The organism is Ligilactobacillus ceti DSM 22408 (assembly GCF_000423245.1).
Lineage (GTDB): Bacteria > Bacillota > Bacilli > Lactobacillales > Lactobacillaceae > Ligilactobacillus > Ligilactobacillus ceti.
The window spans coordinates 1-15,718 of the sequence record NZ_AUHP01000003.1 but is presented as its reverse complement, the minus strand read 5'-3'; the positions used below and the strand labels follow the sequence as shown (position 1 = coordinate 15,718).

Annotated in this window: 17 protein-coding genes, 3 tRNA genes and 2 rRNA genes; 16 read left to right on the top strand and 6 right to left on the bottom strand. The window is 34.1% G+C overall.

The genetic code is table 11. The features are described from left to right. The 7 genes from G540_RS0100335 to G540_RS0100305 form a co-directional block, all read left to right on the top strand. Nucleotides 1-128, top strand: a 23S ribosomal RNA gene (locus G540_RS0100335); the annotation flags it as partial. A gap of 83 nt (nt 129-211) precedes the next feature. Beyond that, nucleotides 212-328, top strand: a 5S ribosomal RNA gene (gene rrf / locus G540_RS0100330). A gap of 6 nt (nt 329-334) precedes the next feature. Then, a tRNA-Asn gene (locus G540_RS0100325) sits at nt 335-407 on the top strand. Nucleotides 408-452: 45 nt separating this feature from the next. After that, a tRNA-Glu gene (locus G540_RS0100320) sits at nt 453-524 on the top strand. A 26-nt stretch (nt 525-550) separates the two neighbouring features. Next, nucleotides 551-623, top strand: a tRNA-Thr gene (locus tag G540_RS0100315). A gap of 167 nt (nt 624-790) precedes the next feature. Then, nucleotides 791-1,375, top strand: coding sequence for a hypothetical protein (locus G540_RS0100310; RefSeq protein WP_162139320.1), 585 nt, complete (start codon nt 791-793; stop codon nt 1,373-1,375). Between the two features lie 164 nt (nt 1,376-1,539). Continuing rightward, nucleotides 1,540-1,878: a hypothetical protein gene (locus G540_RS0100305; RefSeq protein ID WP_027106362.1), complete on the top strand. Its 339-nt coding sequence runs from the start codon at nt 1,540-1,542 to the stop codon at nt 1,876-1,878. 50 nt (nt 1,879-1,928) lie between these two features. Here the strand turns inward: G540_RS0100305 and G540_RS0100300 are convergent, their stop codons facing one another. After that, nucleotides 1,929-2,204 (bottom strand): hypothetical protein, encoded by a 276-nt coding sequence (locus G540_RS0100300; protein ID WP_027106361.1) that lies wholly within the window; start codon nt 2,202-2,204, stop codon nt 1,929-1,931. A 168-nt stretch (nt 2,205-2,372) separates the two neighbouring features. On the opposite strand from G540_RS0100300, the gene G540_RS0100295 reads away from it, so the two are divergent. The 4 genes from G540_RS0100295 (at nt 2,373) to G540_RS0100280 (ending at nt 5,898) form a co-directional block, all read left to right on the top strand. Beyond that, nucleotides 2,373-3,302 (top strand): 2-dehydropantoate 2-reductase, encoded by a 930-nt coding sequence (locus G540_RS0100295; protein ID WP_027106360.1) that lies wholly within the window; start codon nt 2,373-2,375, stop codon nt 3,300-3,302. A gap of 107 nt (nt 3,303-3,409) precedes the next feature. Next, nucleotides 3,410-4,168 carry an epoxyqueuosine reductase QueH gene (locus G540_RS0100290; protein ID WP_027106359.1) on the top strand — a complete coding sequence of 253 codons (759 nt, stop codon included), beginning with the start codon at nt 3,410-3,412 and terminating at the stop codon, nt 4,166-4,168. Nucleotides 4,169-4,264: 96 nt separating this feature from the next. After that, the gene (locus G540_RS0100285) at nt 4,265-4,534 is read left to right on the top strand and encodes an ACT domain-containing protein (RefSeq protein ID WP_027106358.1); all 270 of its coding nucleotides are present in this window, start codon (nt 4,265-4,267) and stop codon (nt 4,532-4,534) included. Nucleotides 4,535-4,551: 17 nt separating this feature from the next. Next, on the top strand, nt 4,552-5,898 hold the full coding sequence (locus G540_RS0100280; RefSeq protein ID WP_420865045.1) for a PFL family protein: 1,347 nt from the start codon (nt 4,552-4,554) through the stop codon (nt 5,896-5,898). 47 nt (nt 5,899-5,945) lie between these two features. On the opposite strand, the gene G540_RS06750 is transcribed toward G540_RS0100280, so the two are convergent. Both G540_RS06750 and G540_RS0100270 read right to left on the bottom strand, forming a co-directional pair. Beyond that, a complete protein-coding gene (locus G540_RS06750; protein WP_051188895.1) occupies nt 5,946-6,389 on the bottom strand; it encodes a MarR family winged helix-turn-helix transcriptional regulator in 444 nt (147 codons plus the stop codon). 3 nt (nt 6,390-6,392) lie between these two features. Beyond that, nucleotides 6,393-7,766, bottom strand: coding sequence for an MFS transporter (locus G540_RS0100270; RefSeq protein WP_035463402.1), 1,374 nt, complete (start codon nt 7,764-7,766; stop codon nt 6,393-6,395). Between the two features lie 243 nt (nt 7,767-8,009). On the opposite strand from G540_RS0100270, the gene G540_RS0100265 reads away from it, so the two are divergent. Continuing rightward, the gene (locus tag G540_RS0100265; protein WP_027106355.1) at nt 8,010-9,740 is read left to right on the top strand and encodes an LPXTG cell wall anchor domain-containing protein; all 1,731 of its coding nucleotides are present in this window, start codon (nt 8,010-8,012) and stop codon (nt 9,738-9,740) included. 156 nt (nt 9,741-9,896) lie between these two features. Here G540_RS0100265 and G540_RS06745 read toward each other — a convergent pair whose 3' ends face one another. Further along, nucleotides 9,897-10,226 (bottom strand): nucleoside triphosphate pyrophosphohydrolase family protein, encoded by a 330-nt coding sequence (locus G540_RS06745; protein WP_051188894.1) that lies wholly within the window; start codon nt 10,224-10,226, stop codon nt 9,897-9,899. 134 nt (nt 10,227-10,360) lie between these two features. On the opposite strand from G540_RS06745, the gene G540_RS0100255 reads away from it, so the two are divergent. After that, complete coding sequence (locus tag G540_RS0100255; protein ID WP_027106354.1) at nt 10,361-10,561, top strand: hypothetical protein; 201 nt, start codon at nt 10,361-10,363, stop codon at nt 10,559-10,561. Nucleotides 10,562-10,602: 41 nt separating this feature from the next. Here the strand turns inward: G540_RS0100255 and G540_RS0100250 are convergent, their stop codons facing one another. Further along, nucleotides 10,603-11,718 carry an endonuclease/exonuclease/phosphatase family protein gene (locus G540_RS0100250; RefSeq protein ID WP_027106353.1) on the bottom strand — a complete coding sequence of 372 codons (1,116 nt, stop codon included), beginning with the start codon at nt 11,716-11,718 and terminating at the stop codon, nt 10,603-10,605. A gap of 60 nt (nt 11,719-11,778) precedes the next feature. Further along, nucleotides 11,779-12,729, bottom strand: a complete 951-nt coding sequence (locus tag G540_RS0100245) for a diacylglycerol/lipid kinase family protein (protein ID WP_027106352.1) — start codon at nt 12,727-12,729, stop codon at nt 11,779-11,781. Nucleotides 12,730-13,128: 399 nt separating this feature from the next. Between G540_RS0100245 and G540_RS0100240 the strand changes: the two genes are divergently transcribed. The 3 genes from G540_RS0100240 to G540_RS0100230 form a co-directional block, all read left to right on the top strand. Then, nucleotides 13,129-14,289: an NAD(P) transhydrogenase subunit alpha gene (locus tag G540_RS0100240; protein ID WP_027106351.1), complete on the top strand. Its 1,161-nt coding sequence runs from the start codon at nt 13,129-13,131 to the stop codon at nt 14,287-14,289. Beyond that, nucleotides 14,289-14,579 (top strand): NAD(P) transhydrogenase subunit alpha part 2, encoded by a 291-nt coding sequence (locus G540_RS0100235; protein ID WP_035463400.1) that lies wholly within the window; start codon nt 14,289-14,291, stop codon nt 14,577-14,579. Before G540_RS0100240 ends, G540_RS0100235 begins: the two co-directional genes overlap by 1 nt. A 3-nt stretch (nt 14,580-14,582) precedes the next feature. Next, on the top strand, nt 14,583-15,718 hold a 1,136-nt coding region (locus G540_RS0100230), incomplete at its 3' end, for an NAD(P)(+) transhydrogenase (Re/Si-specific) subunit beta (protein WP_027106349.1).

Sequence of the window (15,718 nt, the reverse complement as noted above, 5' to 3'; positions counted from 1 at the left end):
CTCGAGATAAGTTTTCCCATTCCGTAAGGAAGTAAGACCCCTGAGAGATGATCAGGTAGATAGGATGGAAGTGGAAGTATAGTGATATATGGAGCGGACCATTACTAATCGGTCGAGGACTTAACCAAAAGAAAAACGAAGGTTGACTCGGAGAGAAAAGAAAGTTATTATCTAGTTTTGAGAGAATAAAATCTTTCAAACAACAAAATAGTGCGGTGACGCTAGCAAGAAGGACACACCTGTTCCCATGCCGAACACAGAAGTTAAGCTTCTTAGCGCCGAAAGTAATTGGGGGATCGCCCCCTGTGAGGATAGGACGTTGCCGTGCGGTTATTCCGGCATAGCTCAGTTGGTAGAGCACCTGACTGTTAATCAGGTTGTCGACGGTTCGAGCCCGCCTGCCGGAGTTTTAATAATAAAATAAATGCACCATGAATTTATTATTTATTCATGGCCCGTTGGTCAAGTGGTTAAGACACCGCCCTTTCACGGCGGTAACATGGGTTCAAATCCCGTACGGGTCATTTTTTTGTGTAGTAAAAACTAGTTTGCCGGCTTAGCTCAGCTGGTAGAGCATCGGTATCGTAAACCGAGGGTCACAGGTTCGAATCCTGCAGCCGGCATAATTTCGGTAACAGATGTAAGTAAAGTGTTAACAAGTTTTGAGAAATCAAAATTTGTTAACACTTTTTTGTTGTCTGAAAAATGCATCTGATTATCTTCATAATAATAAGAATGATATACTTAATTTATAAATAATTTTAATAAAAAAAAGATAAAATTATTAATTGTGGTTAGCGAAAATCAAGTGAGAAATTATAGGAGGGGAATCAATTTGATATCCTTTTTAAAAGTATTTGTGAATTTTCTTCCAGTTATCATAGGGGGAATTTCTTTTTTGGTAATATATCTTATTTATGGTAGAAGATATATTGCTAAAATTAAAAGTGATACACAAACGGAAGGCACTGTTATTGGATATTCTATCTTACAATACAACAATGCTGTGAACTTACCTAAAGTAGAATATACGGTGCAAGGTAAAAAATATCATACATATGGTCCAAGGTATTTCATTCTTACTAAGACACGTAAGCTTCCTTGGAATAACAATGAAACAAATTATCTGGTCAAAGGCAAAAAACTTTATATTAATCGTAATATGAATAGTGTGGTTGGAGTTTCGATTAATCCATTGAGTAATTTATATCCAATGGGTACCAAATTACCAGTACATTATTGGAGCAAAAAACCCAAACGAGCATATGTTCTTTTTCCTGAAAGTTTAAAAACGGTTTATTTTGCGTTTGGATCATCTTTATTGATCATTTTTTATGGAATTTATCATTTATATAAAATATATTATTTAATGTAAAAATAAAGCAAAAAGTTCGACATCTTTAAAAAAGCAAAGAATGTCGGGCTTTTTACTGTGTTTATAGCGATGAAAATAGGCAACACCATTGCCGAGGAACGTTGTGAATGGTATTATGATAAAGTCAGTAAAATTCTTCACAAAAGAAAGGAATTTAATTATTTATGAAGAAAGAAAAAGTTGTAGAAAAGAAACTTAAAGAAGAAAACATTAAGAATAAAGAAGCACGTGAACGTCAAAGTAAACGAATTGCCGAAGAATCATTCTTCTGGAGTACATTATTTGGTTATATTGCATACTTTATTATTTTTGTAGTTTCATGTTTCAACCATATGAATATTACACAAGCAAATATGATTGTTTTTGCTTTAATCGGTGGTAATACATTATTCTCATTTATCAAATTACGTTCTAAAGCACCGGTTTTATTTAATGTTGCTAACTTAGTTATTTTCTTAGGGGCATTCATTTTATTCATTTCTGGATTTTTCGAAATTTTATAAAATTAATCAATTAAAAAATCTTCCTTAGACTATAAGGAAGATTTTTTTGTTTAATGAGGTGTAGCTAAATAATAAGCAAACATTAAATAGATTGGGAAAGAATTGATTAAGATTAAATTTAAAAATAAAAGTAACCAGGCTTTTTCTTTAATTGCATAACCTATACCGAATAAACCACAAAAAGGAGCAATAATAATGGTAGCTAGTCCAAAGGGGCGTAAATTAGTGAATGCCATTAAAAGATTTTCGGGTAAGAAATAACTGATAACAACCAAAATTAAACCGATTAAAAAACAAATGAGGGCTTTTTTATTATTTTTTTGCAAAATAAAACGTTCCTTTCAAAAATTAAGTAATTTTAGCTTAACAGTAAAAAAAATAATTTGCAATTTGAAATCAGTATTACACAACAAAATAAGTAATGTGACTTGTTGATCATAAAAGCAAGTGATATATTTAAATTTGTTATTATTCAAAAAGATAAGGTGATAAAGATGAAAATTGCAATTGTTGGTGCGGGAGCAATGGGGTCTCGCTTCGGTTATATGTTACACAAAGCAGGAAATGATGTTGTATTAGTTGATGGATGGCCACAACATGTGGAAAATATCAATCAACAAGGATTGATTGTAGATGACAATGGTGTAGAAACTGTTGCTAAAATTCCAGCGATGTTTCCCGAAGATTGCCATGAAGTTCCTGAGTTAATTATATTATTTACTAAATCAATGGGACTTAAAAAAATGTTACAAGATATCCAACCCATGTTAGGACAAAACACTAAAGTTCTTTGTTTATTAAATGGTTTAGGCCATAGTGAAACTTTAAAAGAATATGTTCCGGCTGAAAATATTTTAATGGGTGTTACTTTATGGACAGCGGGGTTACAAGGCCCGGGTCATGTAGTGTTATCTGGTGATGGTAATATTGAAATTCAAAATGTAGATCCAAAGAGTCAAGCTGCTGCTAAAGAAGTTTGTGATGTCTTAACACAAGCAGGATTGAAAGCTCAATATAGTGAAAATGTTATTTTTTCAATTTGGCGGAAAGCTTGCGTGAACGGAACTTTAAATAGTAGTTGTGCCATTTTAGATTGCAATATTAAAGAATTTGGTGAATTAAGTGAAGCAGGTTCTTTAATTCGGAAAATTATTCAAGAATTTGCAGCGATTTCTAAAACTGATGGTGTCATTTTAGATGTGGAAGAAGTTGCTCAAGGGATTGAAGCGATTTATGATCCAGATCAAGCAGGAGCTCACTATCCATCAATGCATCAAGATTTAGTGCAAAATCATCGTTTAACAGAAATTGATTATATTAATGGTTATGTCGCACGTAAAGGTCAAGAACTCGGAATTGCGACTCCTTATAATCAACTTTTAACGACTTTAGTACATGCTAAAGAAGAATTATTAATTAAATAAATTCTAAAAGACAAGGAAATAAAGTGATTCCTTGTCTTTTTTAGTTTTAAATATGGTAAAATGCTAACATATTTAAAATGTTATTTAACGAGAAAGAGGAAGTAAAGATGATTGATCTTCACGAAATATTAGATCGCATGAATTTGGATCAAAAAATTAATTATGATCGTATTATGCAAAAAATGGTCAAAAATTGGCAACAAAATGAACAACGACCTAAAATTTTATTGCATGCATGTTGCGCCCCTTGTGGAACATATACTTTAGAGTACTTAACACAATATGCTGATGTTACGATTTATTATGCTAATTCCAATGTTCATCCACGTGATGAATATAAACGACGCGAATATGTTATTCAAAAATTTGTCCATGAGTTTAATGAAAATACTGGTAATAATGTTAAGTTTATTCCCGCACCATATGAGCCACAAAATTATTTAGCTGCCGTGAGAGGTTTAGAAGAAGAACCAGAAGGCGGAGAACGGTGTCGGGCATGCTTTGACTATCGGTTAGATACAGTTGCGCAAAAAGCCGTTGAATTAGGCGATTATGATTATTTTGGTAGTAGTTTAACGATTAGTCCCCATAAAAATTCTCAAGTAATTAATGAAGTTGGGATTGATATTCAAAAAGTATATGCAACTAAATATTTACCAAGTGATTTTAAGAAAAATGGTGGCTATCAACGTTCTGTACAAATGTGTCGTGAATATGATATTTATCGGCAATGTTATTGTGGCTGTGTATTTGCGGCCAAAGCACAAGGTGTTGATTTAAGTGCGATTAGAAAAGAAGCTAAAGCCTTTATGGAAGGTAAAGATGCGCAAAAAGAATTTGCTGATATCCAATTTAATATCGAATAGATGCAAAGATCAACTAGGAAATAGTTGGTCTTTTTTTGATTTAATAACATAAGCGCATTATAATAAATACAACTTAACTTGAAGGAGTGTTGGAAAATGAAAGCAATTTTAACAACAGTTGGAAAAGATAAAGTCGGCATTATCGCAGCCGTTAGTCAATGGTTAGCTACTAAAGAAATTAATATTATCGATTTATCACAAACTATCATGGATGATTATTTTACAATGATGATGTTAGTTGAAGTTCCGCAAGCCAATGTTGATTTTGCTCAGTTGCAAAGTGAATTACAAGACTTAAGTGTTGAATTAGGTGTAGAAATTAATTTACGTAATGCTGAAATTTATGATGCAATGCATTTCTTATAAGAGTGAGGCGAAATAAAATGATTGATATTCAAAAAATAACAGAAACAAGTCGGATGATTTCTGATCAAAATTTGGATGTTCGGACTATTACGATGGGAATTTCGTTATTAGATTGTATTGATAGTGATAGTGATCGAGCTTGTCAAAAAATTTATGACAAAATTACAACAAAAGCTAAAGATTTAGTTCGTGTTGGTAATCAAATTGCGATGGAATATGGGATACCAGTTATTAATAAACGAGTGACCGTTACTCCGATTTCTTTAATCGCAGCAGCGTCACAAGATAAAGATTATTTAAAATATGCTAAAACATTAGATCGAGCAGCTAAAGCAATTGGCATTGATTTTATTGGTGGTTATACAGCTTTAGTACCCAAAGGTTATCAAGCAGGTGATCGGACTTTGATTGCAAGTTTACCCCAAGCTTTGGCAGAAACTGATGTGGTATGTGCTTCAGTGAACGTTGGCTCGACTAAAACGGGTATTAATATGGATGCAGTGGCACAAATGGGGCAAGTTATTACAGAAGCTGCAAAATTGGATTATATGACTAATGCTAAAATGGTGGTATTTTGTAATGCAGTGGAAGATAATCCGTTTATGGCCGGTGGTTTTCATGGTGTAGGGGAAGCCGATACGGTTATTAATGTGGGTGTATCGGGTCCTGGTGTGGTGAAGGCTGCACTCCAAAATGTTAAAGGACAACCTTTAGATGTTGTGGCAGAAACAATTAAACAAACAGCTTTTAAAGTGACGCGGATGGGGCAGTTAGTCGGGACGATTGCCGCAGAACGGTTGCATGTGCCATTTGGTATTGTTGATTTATCCTTAGCACCAACGCCCGCTGTCGGAGATTCGGTTGCACAAATTTTAGAAGAAATTGGATTAGCCCAAGTCGGAACACATGGTACAACAGCCGCCTTAGCAATGCTAAACGATGCTGTTAAAAAAGGTGGTATTATGGCATGTAGTCATGTTGGCGGGCTCTCAGGGGCGTTTATACCTGTTTCAGAGGATGCTGGGATGATTGCAGCTGTGCAAGCTGGTACTTTAAATATTGAAAAATTAGAAGCGATGACAGCAGTTTGTTCCGTGGGATTAGATATGATTGCAATTCCGGGTGATACTTCTGCTACAACGATTTCAGCTATGATTGCAGATGAAGCAGCGATTGGGATGGTTAATAATAAAACAACGGCCGTGCGAGTAATTCCTGTTCCTGGTAAAAAAGTGGGAGAGATGGTGGAATTTGGCGGATTGTTAGGTTATGCGCCAATTATGCAAGTTAATGAATCTTCATCAGCAGCTATGATTGAACGTGGTGGTTTGATACCAGCGCCAATCCATAGTTTTAAAAACTAAACATAAAAAATAACGCTCAGACATTATTTTGTCTGGGCGTTATTTAGTTAACGATGGGGATCATCTGTTAGTAATGGTTTGGCATAAGTTAAGGCTGCTTTTTTTAACAGTCTTTTAAATTCACTTCGTTCTGCACGCGTTAAACCAGCAACTGATAATTCACTTGTTTCTTGAGTGATTTTAGCTAAATCTGTGAGAATTGCTTCTGCTTTAGGTGTTAAGTAAAGTTCAGAATTGCGGCGATCAGTTCGTGAGACTTTTTTAGTGATCCAACCTTGTTTAGTTAATTTATTAATTTGTTTAGTTACTAAACTTTGATCACGACCAAGTGATTTACTGAAATAATTTTGATTGATACCAGGTGATTGCGCCAAGATAGTTAAGTAAAAGAAATTTGCGTCGTTTAGGTTGTATTTTTCTAAAGAGTGATTTAAATCAGCGCGCATTTTACGACTAAAAATTGCTGTATAACGTTGAATATCAGCATACATAAATTACACCTCTTTTTTGAAACGTTTGAGATAAATTACAAATAAAACTAATAATAAAATAGTTAAGCAAACTGTGACCCACATAGCTAAGCGCATCCCAGTAATAAATGAACTTGGAATTCCAGCGATAACAATTAAAAATGTATTGGCAACGGCAGCAGCGACTTGACGTAAAGTGTTATTTAAAGCTGTCGCGTGACTAATTTCATTTGGCAAAATATTAACAAATGTTTCCGAAAGTGCCGGTGAAATGACTAATGCATTCCCAATCATCCGAATAGCATAAGCGGTTGTTAAAAGCCAAACTGGCGAATTTTTTGTAATAAATACGAATGGAATAGAAGCAGCTAAAATTAGGAAAACACCTAAAAAGATCAATAGTTTGGGACCGTGACGATCATAGTAACGACCAACGAACACTGCAAATAAAGCATTGAGAACAGCACCAGGTAATAAAATTAACCCAGAAGCCATACTGCTAATACCTAACACATTAACTGTAAAAATTGGTAAAAGTTGTTCAGTACCTAATAAAACCATAAAGACTAGCATTCCGACTAATGTTAATAAACGAAACGAAGGCTTTTTAAATAAATCTACTTTTAACATCGGTTGTTTGAGTTTTAATTGGCGACGAACAAAAATTACTAAAATTGCTAAACCAATAATTAATAAAGCAAGTGCTAATAATGTTTGGGTCATTAAAATGGTTAAACTAAACAAGGCTAAGCTCGATCCAGTTAAGGAAAGAATAACTGATAAGAAATCAATTTTGATATCTTGTGGTGTAGTGTAGTTTGGAAAGATAAAGAAACCTAAAATCCAAATAATTACCATAATAGGCAAGACTAAATAAAAGAGATAATGCCAATTTAAATAATTAAGTAAGACACCCGCAAAAGTTGGTCCAATGGCAGGTCCAAAAGCTACGATTAAACTAGAAATCCCTAAAACAGATCCACGTTTTTCTAAAGGATAAATAGAAATCATAGTAGTCATTTGGAATGACATTAAAATTCCACTCGCTAAAGCTTGAATACAACGAGCTAGTAATAATACGATAAAACTTTGTGCGAAACACCCTAAAATTGTACCGGCGATAAAAGTACCTAAAGTGGTTAAGAAAACAGTTCTATTTTTATATTTTTCATATAAATTTGATGAAAGTGGAGTTACAATTCCGACTAATAAAGTATATCCAGTTGTTAACCACTGAGCGCTATTTAATTCAACGTGCATTGTATGTTGAATAACAGGAACAGCTGTAATCATCATTGTTTGGCTAGCTAAACTAATAAAAGAAGAAATTAAAAGTAAAGCTGCAATTAAAGTTCTTTTTTTGGGATCAATTGTTTTTGAAATTGATAATTGAGACATGTTAAATTTCCTTCCTATATAATCATATTCTAGAATAATACATGCATTTGCATGTTTTTTCAAGAAAGAAACATCAAAAAATAAATCGAAAATAAAATAAAACACTTTCATAACAGTATGTTCAGGTATGTAAATATAAAAAATATAAACTAAAAACGCTTACAATAAGTAGTTGACATTAATTGTTAAGGTGTTATAGTTGTCTGTGGATCATATTTTATATTCTAGGGGGATATTTTAAAAATGAAACAAAATAACTTTACAAAAAAAGCAACTAAATTGGTGACTCTTTCAGCACTTGGTTTAGTATGCTCATCAACTTTAATTATGAATGAAGTGAAAGCTGATCAAGCACCTAAAGCAACAACAAGTCAAAAAGTTGCAACTGCTAAAGCTAATGTAGCAATCGCACAAAAAGCGGTTCAAGCTGCTAAAGCAAAAGTTGAAGCATTACAAGCTGATGCTCACACAGCTGCAAATGAATTAGCTGCTGCAAAAGCTGAATTAGAAAATGCCAAAAAAGAATCCGCAAAACAAGCTGCTGAAGTTGCTAAAGCTATTGCTGAAGCACAAAAAGTAGTGGATGAAGCACAAAAAGTATTAGCTGAAGCCAAAACAGATGTTACAAAAGCAACAGCTGCTAAAAAAGCAGCAGAAGCTCAAGTAAAACAAGCAGAACAAAAGATTGTTGATGCTAAAGATATGAAAGTTAAAGCAGAAAACTCTAAAGAAGCTGCATTCAATAGAGCTCCTAAAGTATATAGAGATAAAATGGTTGCAGCAGAAAAAGAAGTAGCTAAAGCAAAAGATGCATTGGCTAAAGCAACAACGAAAGCTGCAAAACAAAAAGCACAAAAAGCTTTAGATTATGCTTTAAATGGACTTAAGAGTGATACAAAGACTGTTGAAAAATATGTTAATATTAATGTTTTAGCAGATCTTAAAAACCGTATTACAAGTGCCGAAGAAATTATTACTAAAGCAAAACAAGCTACTAAAGAAGCTCAAGTTGAGATTGTAAAAGCAACTGCTCAAGAAAAAACAGCAATTGCTAAAGTAGCAAAAGCAAAAACAGACCTTGAAACAGCTGAAAATAATTTAGCAGACGTTGTTAAAAAACATGATCTTAAAACTTTAGAAAAAGCAGCTAAAATTGCACAAGAAAAAGCTGTTAAAGCAGAAAAAGCACTTGATGATGTAATTATGCGTAAAGTTGGTAAATTAAAATATGACCAATACAAAGCAGCTCAAGCAGCTGTTGCCAAAGCACAAAAAGTATTAGATGATTTATTAGCTTCCAAAGCAACTGTAGCTTATGCAGCCGACAAAACACTTGATCAACAAATTGCTGCAGCTAAAGCTAAATTAGCATACGAACAAAATGGTTTGAAGAGTGCTGAAAAATGGATTGAAGCAAAAATTGGCACAATTGTTTTAGATGATTTGGTTAAAAACGTTGCTGCAACAAAAGCTGCTGCTCAACAAGCAGCGCAAGAATTAGCTAAAGTATCTGCAGAAAAAGCAGCTCAACAAGCAATCGATGCCGCTCAAGCTAAATTAGCAGCTGCAACAGAAGCTGTAAACAACGCTGAAAAAGAATTAGAAGCTGCAAAAGCAAAACGTGCTAATGCAGAATTCAAGATGCTTATTAAAGAAGCAATCGATGTAAACAATACTAATAAAGCAGCAGACAAAAAAGATGCTGACAAAACACCAGATAAATCAGCAGATAAAAAAGATGCTGACAAAACACCAGATAAAGCAGCAGACAAAAAAGATGCTGATAAAACACCAGCAAAACCTGCAGTAAAACCAGCTCAAGAAACTGTAAAACCTGCTGTTAAACAAAAAGAAACTTTACCAACAACAGGTGATAGTCAAAATGGTTTAACAGCAATGGGAATGTCAATTTTAGGCTTAACAGCTGCTTTGACAGGTGCAAAATTCGGTTTGAACAAAAAGAAAAAAGCTTAATTTTTATTAAATCAAAATAACCTAACAAATTATTAAAAACCCTAACAAACCCTAACAAAACTAAGAAAACGGTGGATTCATTTCATCGTTTTTTTAGTTATGTAAAAAACGAGCGCTTCACCATAAGGTGGAGCGCTCGTTGCATTATAATTAATTTTAATCGTTAGAAGATGTTAATTCAGTTGTAGCATTCTTGATACATTCACGGATATCTAGACCTTGTTGCATAGCGTAAATTGTTAAAGCAATATAAAGATCACCTAATGTTTCAGCAATTTCATCATGATCTGCTTGTAAATGACCTTGAGCGAGTTCGCCGAATTCTTCTGTTAATTTAATTAATTGAAGATCAGGTTTACCTGTGTTTAGAGCTTGATTTGTAGCCCAAATTTTAATTTGTTCTGTTAAATAATCGTAAGTTTGAGCTTTATCTGCTACATTGGAAAGAGTTTCTTTTCCTTTGTTTAATAATTTTTCCATATCCATCTAAAACACCCCTTTAGTATTCTTATTACACTTTAATTATAGCATTTTTTCTTAAATTGATGGTGAAAGACAAATTATTTGCTTGTTTAAAATAACAGGATTATGATGAAAGTGAAAAAGGAAGGGTGAGTAACATGAAACATATTAAAGAATTAGGCGAAAGTTTACAAAGAGAAGATCGGGCTGCAGCTGAAAAAATCATCGCCCGTATTAAAGAAGAAAATCATGAACTTTCTGAAGATACAGAAAAAGTTTTGAATGATATTTTGCGATATTTAGATAAAAACGATTTTAGTAAAGCATTCAACGAAAGTTTTACTAAATATGAATTTTAAAAAAATAGCGTTCTGGCAGAGATGGCCAGGACGCTATTTTTTTATTTTAATTCAAATTTTAGTTGCACCGGATTGTGATCGGAATATGCAAATTCTGTATTTAAGTTAGTAGCCGTTGCTTTAACATTTTTGGAAACAAGATAACCATCAATTACAGTGACATATGTTTTTCCTTTTTGATAAGGCATATCAGCACCACGACAAGTTGGTACTTCGTATTCGTTTGTGGCAGAAACAATGCGCATACAATCAGTTAAATCTTTTGGATTTAAAACAGAGACCCATTCTGGAACTTTTTGATCAGATTTGAAAGCTGTGAGGACTTTTTTACCAAATGTATGATTGAAGTCACCGCCGACAATCACATAATTTCCTTTTTGGTATTCTTTTTTCATAATATGATTTAATAACGCTAATTGTTTGGCGCGGATTTTTCCACCTTTATCATAGGCTGACATATGACTATTGATTAAGACTAAATCATGGCCATTTTTAACAGGCAAACGCATCACAGAGAAACAACGGTCTAAATCAGTGAATTTTGTTAAAAAGCTAGTCGAAATTGGATATTGACGTCTGGTTGCTTTGTCAATGTGATAATTACTTAATGTTAAGAGCCCCGCTTGCACAGCACCGTGGGGATCATTAAATGGATAGAATAAATATGGTGAATGGAAATTATTTGCAAAAACATTTGCTGTATGAGAAAAAGCATTGTTAATCATTTTTGCTTGGTTCACATGGTAGCTACGAGTTGAATCAGTATCAACTTCTTGTAATAAGATAAAATCACTAGAATGTTTTTTGATAGTGTTAATCACACCATTTGTGCTGTTAAGAACAGCTTTTTTACTAATGGCTTTACCATATTTCCCTTGAGTCTCAGTACCATCTTTCATAATTCCTGTATCCATAAAGAAACTATAGTCAGGTTGATAGGCACCAAAACCGACATTATATGATAAGGCAGTATATTCATGATTTTTTTGTAAATAAGCTTTTTGATTATGGTTGATGGTTAATTTTTTATAATCTTTGATACGGTAATAATGTGTTTGCATATAAACACCATAGCCGACAATTGCGATTACTAAGACTGAAAAACAACTTAGTAAGAAAATTAGGCTAATTTTTGCAACTTTTTTCCAGTTAGACATTTGGACACCTCAATAAATTTAATAAACATATTCTATCTGACGAGAGTAGCTAGCGTCAAATTAAAAAATAAAATCTTGTTTTTCGATGGATAAAGATAGTTCTACCGGATGAGCACCCAGCGCTTCACCATCAGCTTGGATATGTTGTTTAGTAGGTGAAGAAATGGTTAATTTTTCGGCCCGAAATTGTTTAACACAAGAAAATTTTGTGTGTAAATGCGGTGGTAGTAACATGAGAATAAATAATAGTAAGAAAGGAAAAGCGGGTAATTTTTCAATTAAAACTAAATCTAATTTTCCGTCCGTCATAGAGGCTGTAGGCACAATCGAAACTCCACCACCGAAAAAGGGATGGTTCGTTGTTGTGACTAAAAAAGCTCGTTTGAAGGAGTGTGTTTCATTTTCTGTTGTAATTGTAACCGGAAATGGCGGTTGTACAAAATAAGCTTTAAATAAAATAATGACATAGACCAATGAGCCTAAATGATATTTATTTAAGAATTTTTTGAGACGAGAACTATTACTTAAATCGACAATGGTGGCATCAAAACCAATTCCAATATTATTTGTAAAAGAACCATCATCGGCTTGTTGTTGCAAAGTATTGCGATAAAAGCCAACATCAAGAGTGGTTACTTTTTTTGCTTGTAGTAAATTTTTAAGGGCTTTTAAAGGGTTTTTAGCAATTTTAGCCCCACGAGCAAAGTCATTCCCTGAACCACAAGGAATATAGCCTAAAGGGATCATTTCGTGTTGTGGGGCATCGTGTAGCCCGTTAAGCGTTTGATGGAGAGTACCATCACCACCCACGACGACAATCGTTCTTCCTTCAACAGTATTGTTTTTTAATAAATTTTGAATTAATTGATATTCATGACCGGGATAGTTTGTTTCATATATTAAGTAGTCAATGTTTTTTTGATTTAAATATTCTGCCAAGGTGGGCCAAGTTGTACCAGCACGGCCGCTGCCAGCAGTTTTATTAACGATAAAAAGATATTTTCTTTCCATAAAGCGGTATGGACTCCTTTAAAATATTGATTAATTCATTATAGTAACTAGTGTTTTATAATGCAAATAAACTTAATTATAAACTTAGATAATTATAAGATAATTACTAGTAAAAACAACATTAATTCTAGTAAAAAGAAAACTAGACAACTGATAAAGCCGAGTCTGATAGGGTTGCAGTAGATATTTCAGAAAAATTAAATAATAAGCTAAAAACAAGGAATCATATTAAGCAAAATTTAATATTAAAAAAACTATACCAATTCAATTGTAAGCGGTTCCAAATCAAGATATACTGGCGTTGTTGATAAGTAAAAGTGACTTATTAATGGAATAGCAAACTGTGGTGGTTTGCAAAAAATAATATAAATGGAACGAATTGAAAGGAGCAACCAACAAATGATTATTGGTATCCCAAAAGAAATTATGCATGATGAGGCACGCGTTTCCGCTACGCCAGAAAGTGTTAAAAACTATGTCGAAGCAGGACATCAAGTATTAGTAGAACATAATGCAGGTGTTGGTGCTTTACACGTTGACGAAGAATATATCGCAGCAGGCGCAACAGTTGTTGATACAGCTCAAGAAGTTTATGACGGAGCAGAATTAATCTTAAAAGTTAAAGAACCATTATTTAATGAACAAACAGGCAAACATGAAGTTGATATGATGCATGAAGGCCAAAAATTAATTACATTTATTCACCCAGCAGCTCCAATTAACCACGAAATGGTTAAGAACTTAGCTAAAGCTGGTGTTACAAGTTTATCAATCGAAGGTGTACCACGTATTTCTCGCGCACAAAACATGGATGCTTTAACATCAATGAGTACATGTGCTGGTTATAAAGGTATGATCATGGCAACTTCTGATTTAGAAAAATTCATGCCAATGATGCCAACCGCAGCTGGTATGATCCCTCCATGTAAAGTTTTAGTAATTGGTGTGGGTGTTGCTGGTTTACAAGCTTTAGCAACAGCAAAACGCTTAGGTGCGGTAACATATGCATCTGATATTCGCCCAGCAGCGATGGAACAAGCTACATCATTAGGCGCAAAAGCAATCGAAACAGGTGTTGCACCTGAATTAGCAATCGGTGAAGGTGGATATGCTTTAACATTACCAGAAGATGTTTTAGAAGCAGAACGCGCAAAAATTGCTGCAGTATTACCTGAAATGGATGTTGTATTCTTATCAGCATTAGTACCAGGTTGTTTAGCACCAAACTTAATTACAGAAGATATGGTTAAAACAATGAAACGCGGTTCAGTTATTGTTGATATCGCTATTGACCAAGGTGGTAACTGTGAAATTACAGACCCAGGTGTTAAATCCGAAAAACATGGCGTTATTATCGAAGGTATTAAAAATATCCCAGGTATGTTAGCTACATCATCAACATACATGTACTCAGCAAATATGTGCAACTTAGTAACTTACTTAACACATGATGGCGAACTTCAATTAGATGAAAGCGACGACATCGTTTCAGGTATGTTAACAACTAAAGATGGTAAAGTTGTACATGCTGGTGCCTTAGCTGCAATGGGGGGAGAATAGTGAGTCAAGGAATGCTGGTCGTTATCTTTGTGGTAGCGGCAGTTGCCGGATATTTCATTATTAGAAACGTTCCTGCATTGTTACACACACCTTTAATGTCAGGGATGAATGCTCTTTCAGGAATTACAATTTTAGGTGCGATGGTTGCCGGTGGTATTGGTGAAACAAAAGTAACTTGGATTTTAGGGATTGTGGCAGCATTCTTTGCCATGCTAAATATCGAAGGTGGTTTTGCTTTAACAGATCGCATGTTAAAAATGTTTGGTAATAAAAAAGAGGGAGGAAAATAATTCATGAGTGATACATTATATTTTCTTCTTTCTGGAGGATGTACATTATTAGTTTTATTCGGGATTAACCGGATGAGTAAAGTTAAACAAGCTGTTTTAGGAAATCGGATTTCTGGAATAGCAGTTGCATTAGCGATGGTGTTAACAGCTTATCGTTATCAGATTTTCTCAGCTTGGACTTTATATATTGTGATGATTATCGCATTAGGTTTAGGTTTTGTTGCATCTCGTAAAATTGCGATGATTGATATGCCACAAACAGTTGCTGTTTTAAACGGTTTTGGTGGTTTAGCATCATTATTAGTAGCATATGCTACAGCTTTAGTCAGTGGTAATGATCCATTTGCATTGATTACTTCTAATATCGCGATTGCAGTCGGTGCTTTAACTTTAACTGGTAGTTTAATAGCCGGTGGTAAGTTAGCTCGAATTTTGAATGCACAACCACAAAGTCTTAAGTTTCATAGTTTATGGCAAGGGTTGCTTTTAATTGCGATGATTTACTTCATTGCAATTGCACAAAACCCACTAATTACATTGATTTTAGCGTTGGTATGGGGGATTATTTTTGTTATGCGTGTCGGCGGTGCTGATATGCCAATTACAATTTCCTTACTTAACTCTTTCTCAGGTGTGGCCGGCGGGATTGCTGGTATGGCCGTTAATGAACCTTTATTGGTAGCAATTGGTGGGATTGTTGGTGCATCCGGTTTAATTTTGACACAAGATATGTGTAAAGCAATGAATCGGAGTTTAATTAGTATTTTAACTGGTAAAACAACTGCTAAACCAGAAAAAGCAGCTGCACCAGTTCAAAAAGAAACAGCTGATCAACTAGTTGTAGAAAAAGAAATTGAATTAGATCCTTTTGAACAAGCTGATCAAGTTTTACGTAATGCTAAAAAAGTTATTATTGTGCCAGGTTATGGTATGGCTTTATCTCAAGCACAACAAGCAGTGGCTACATTAGCACAAAAACTTAAAGATCAAGGAACTGAAGTTAAATATGCAATTCACCCAGTAGCGGGTCGGATGCCAGGGCATATGAGTGTGTTATTATGTGAAGCTGATGTTGATTATAGTGAACTTTACATGATGGAAGACATTAACGATGATTTTAAAGATGCGGATGCAGTTAT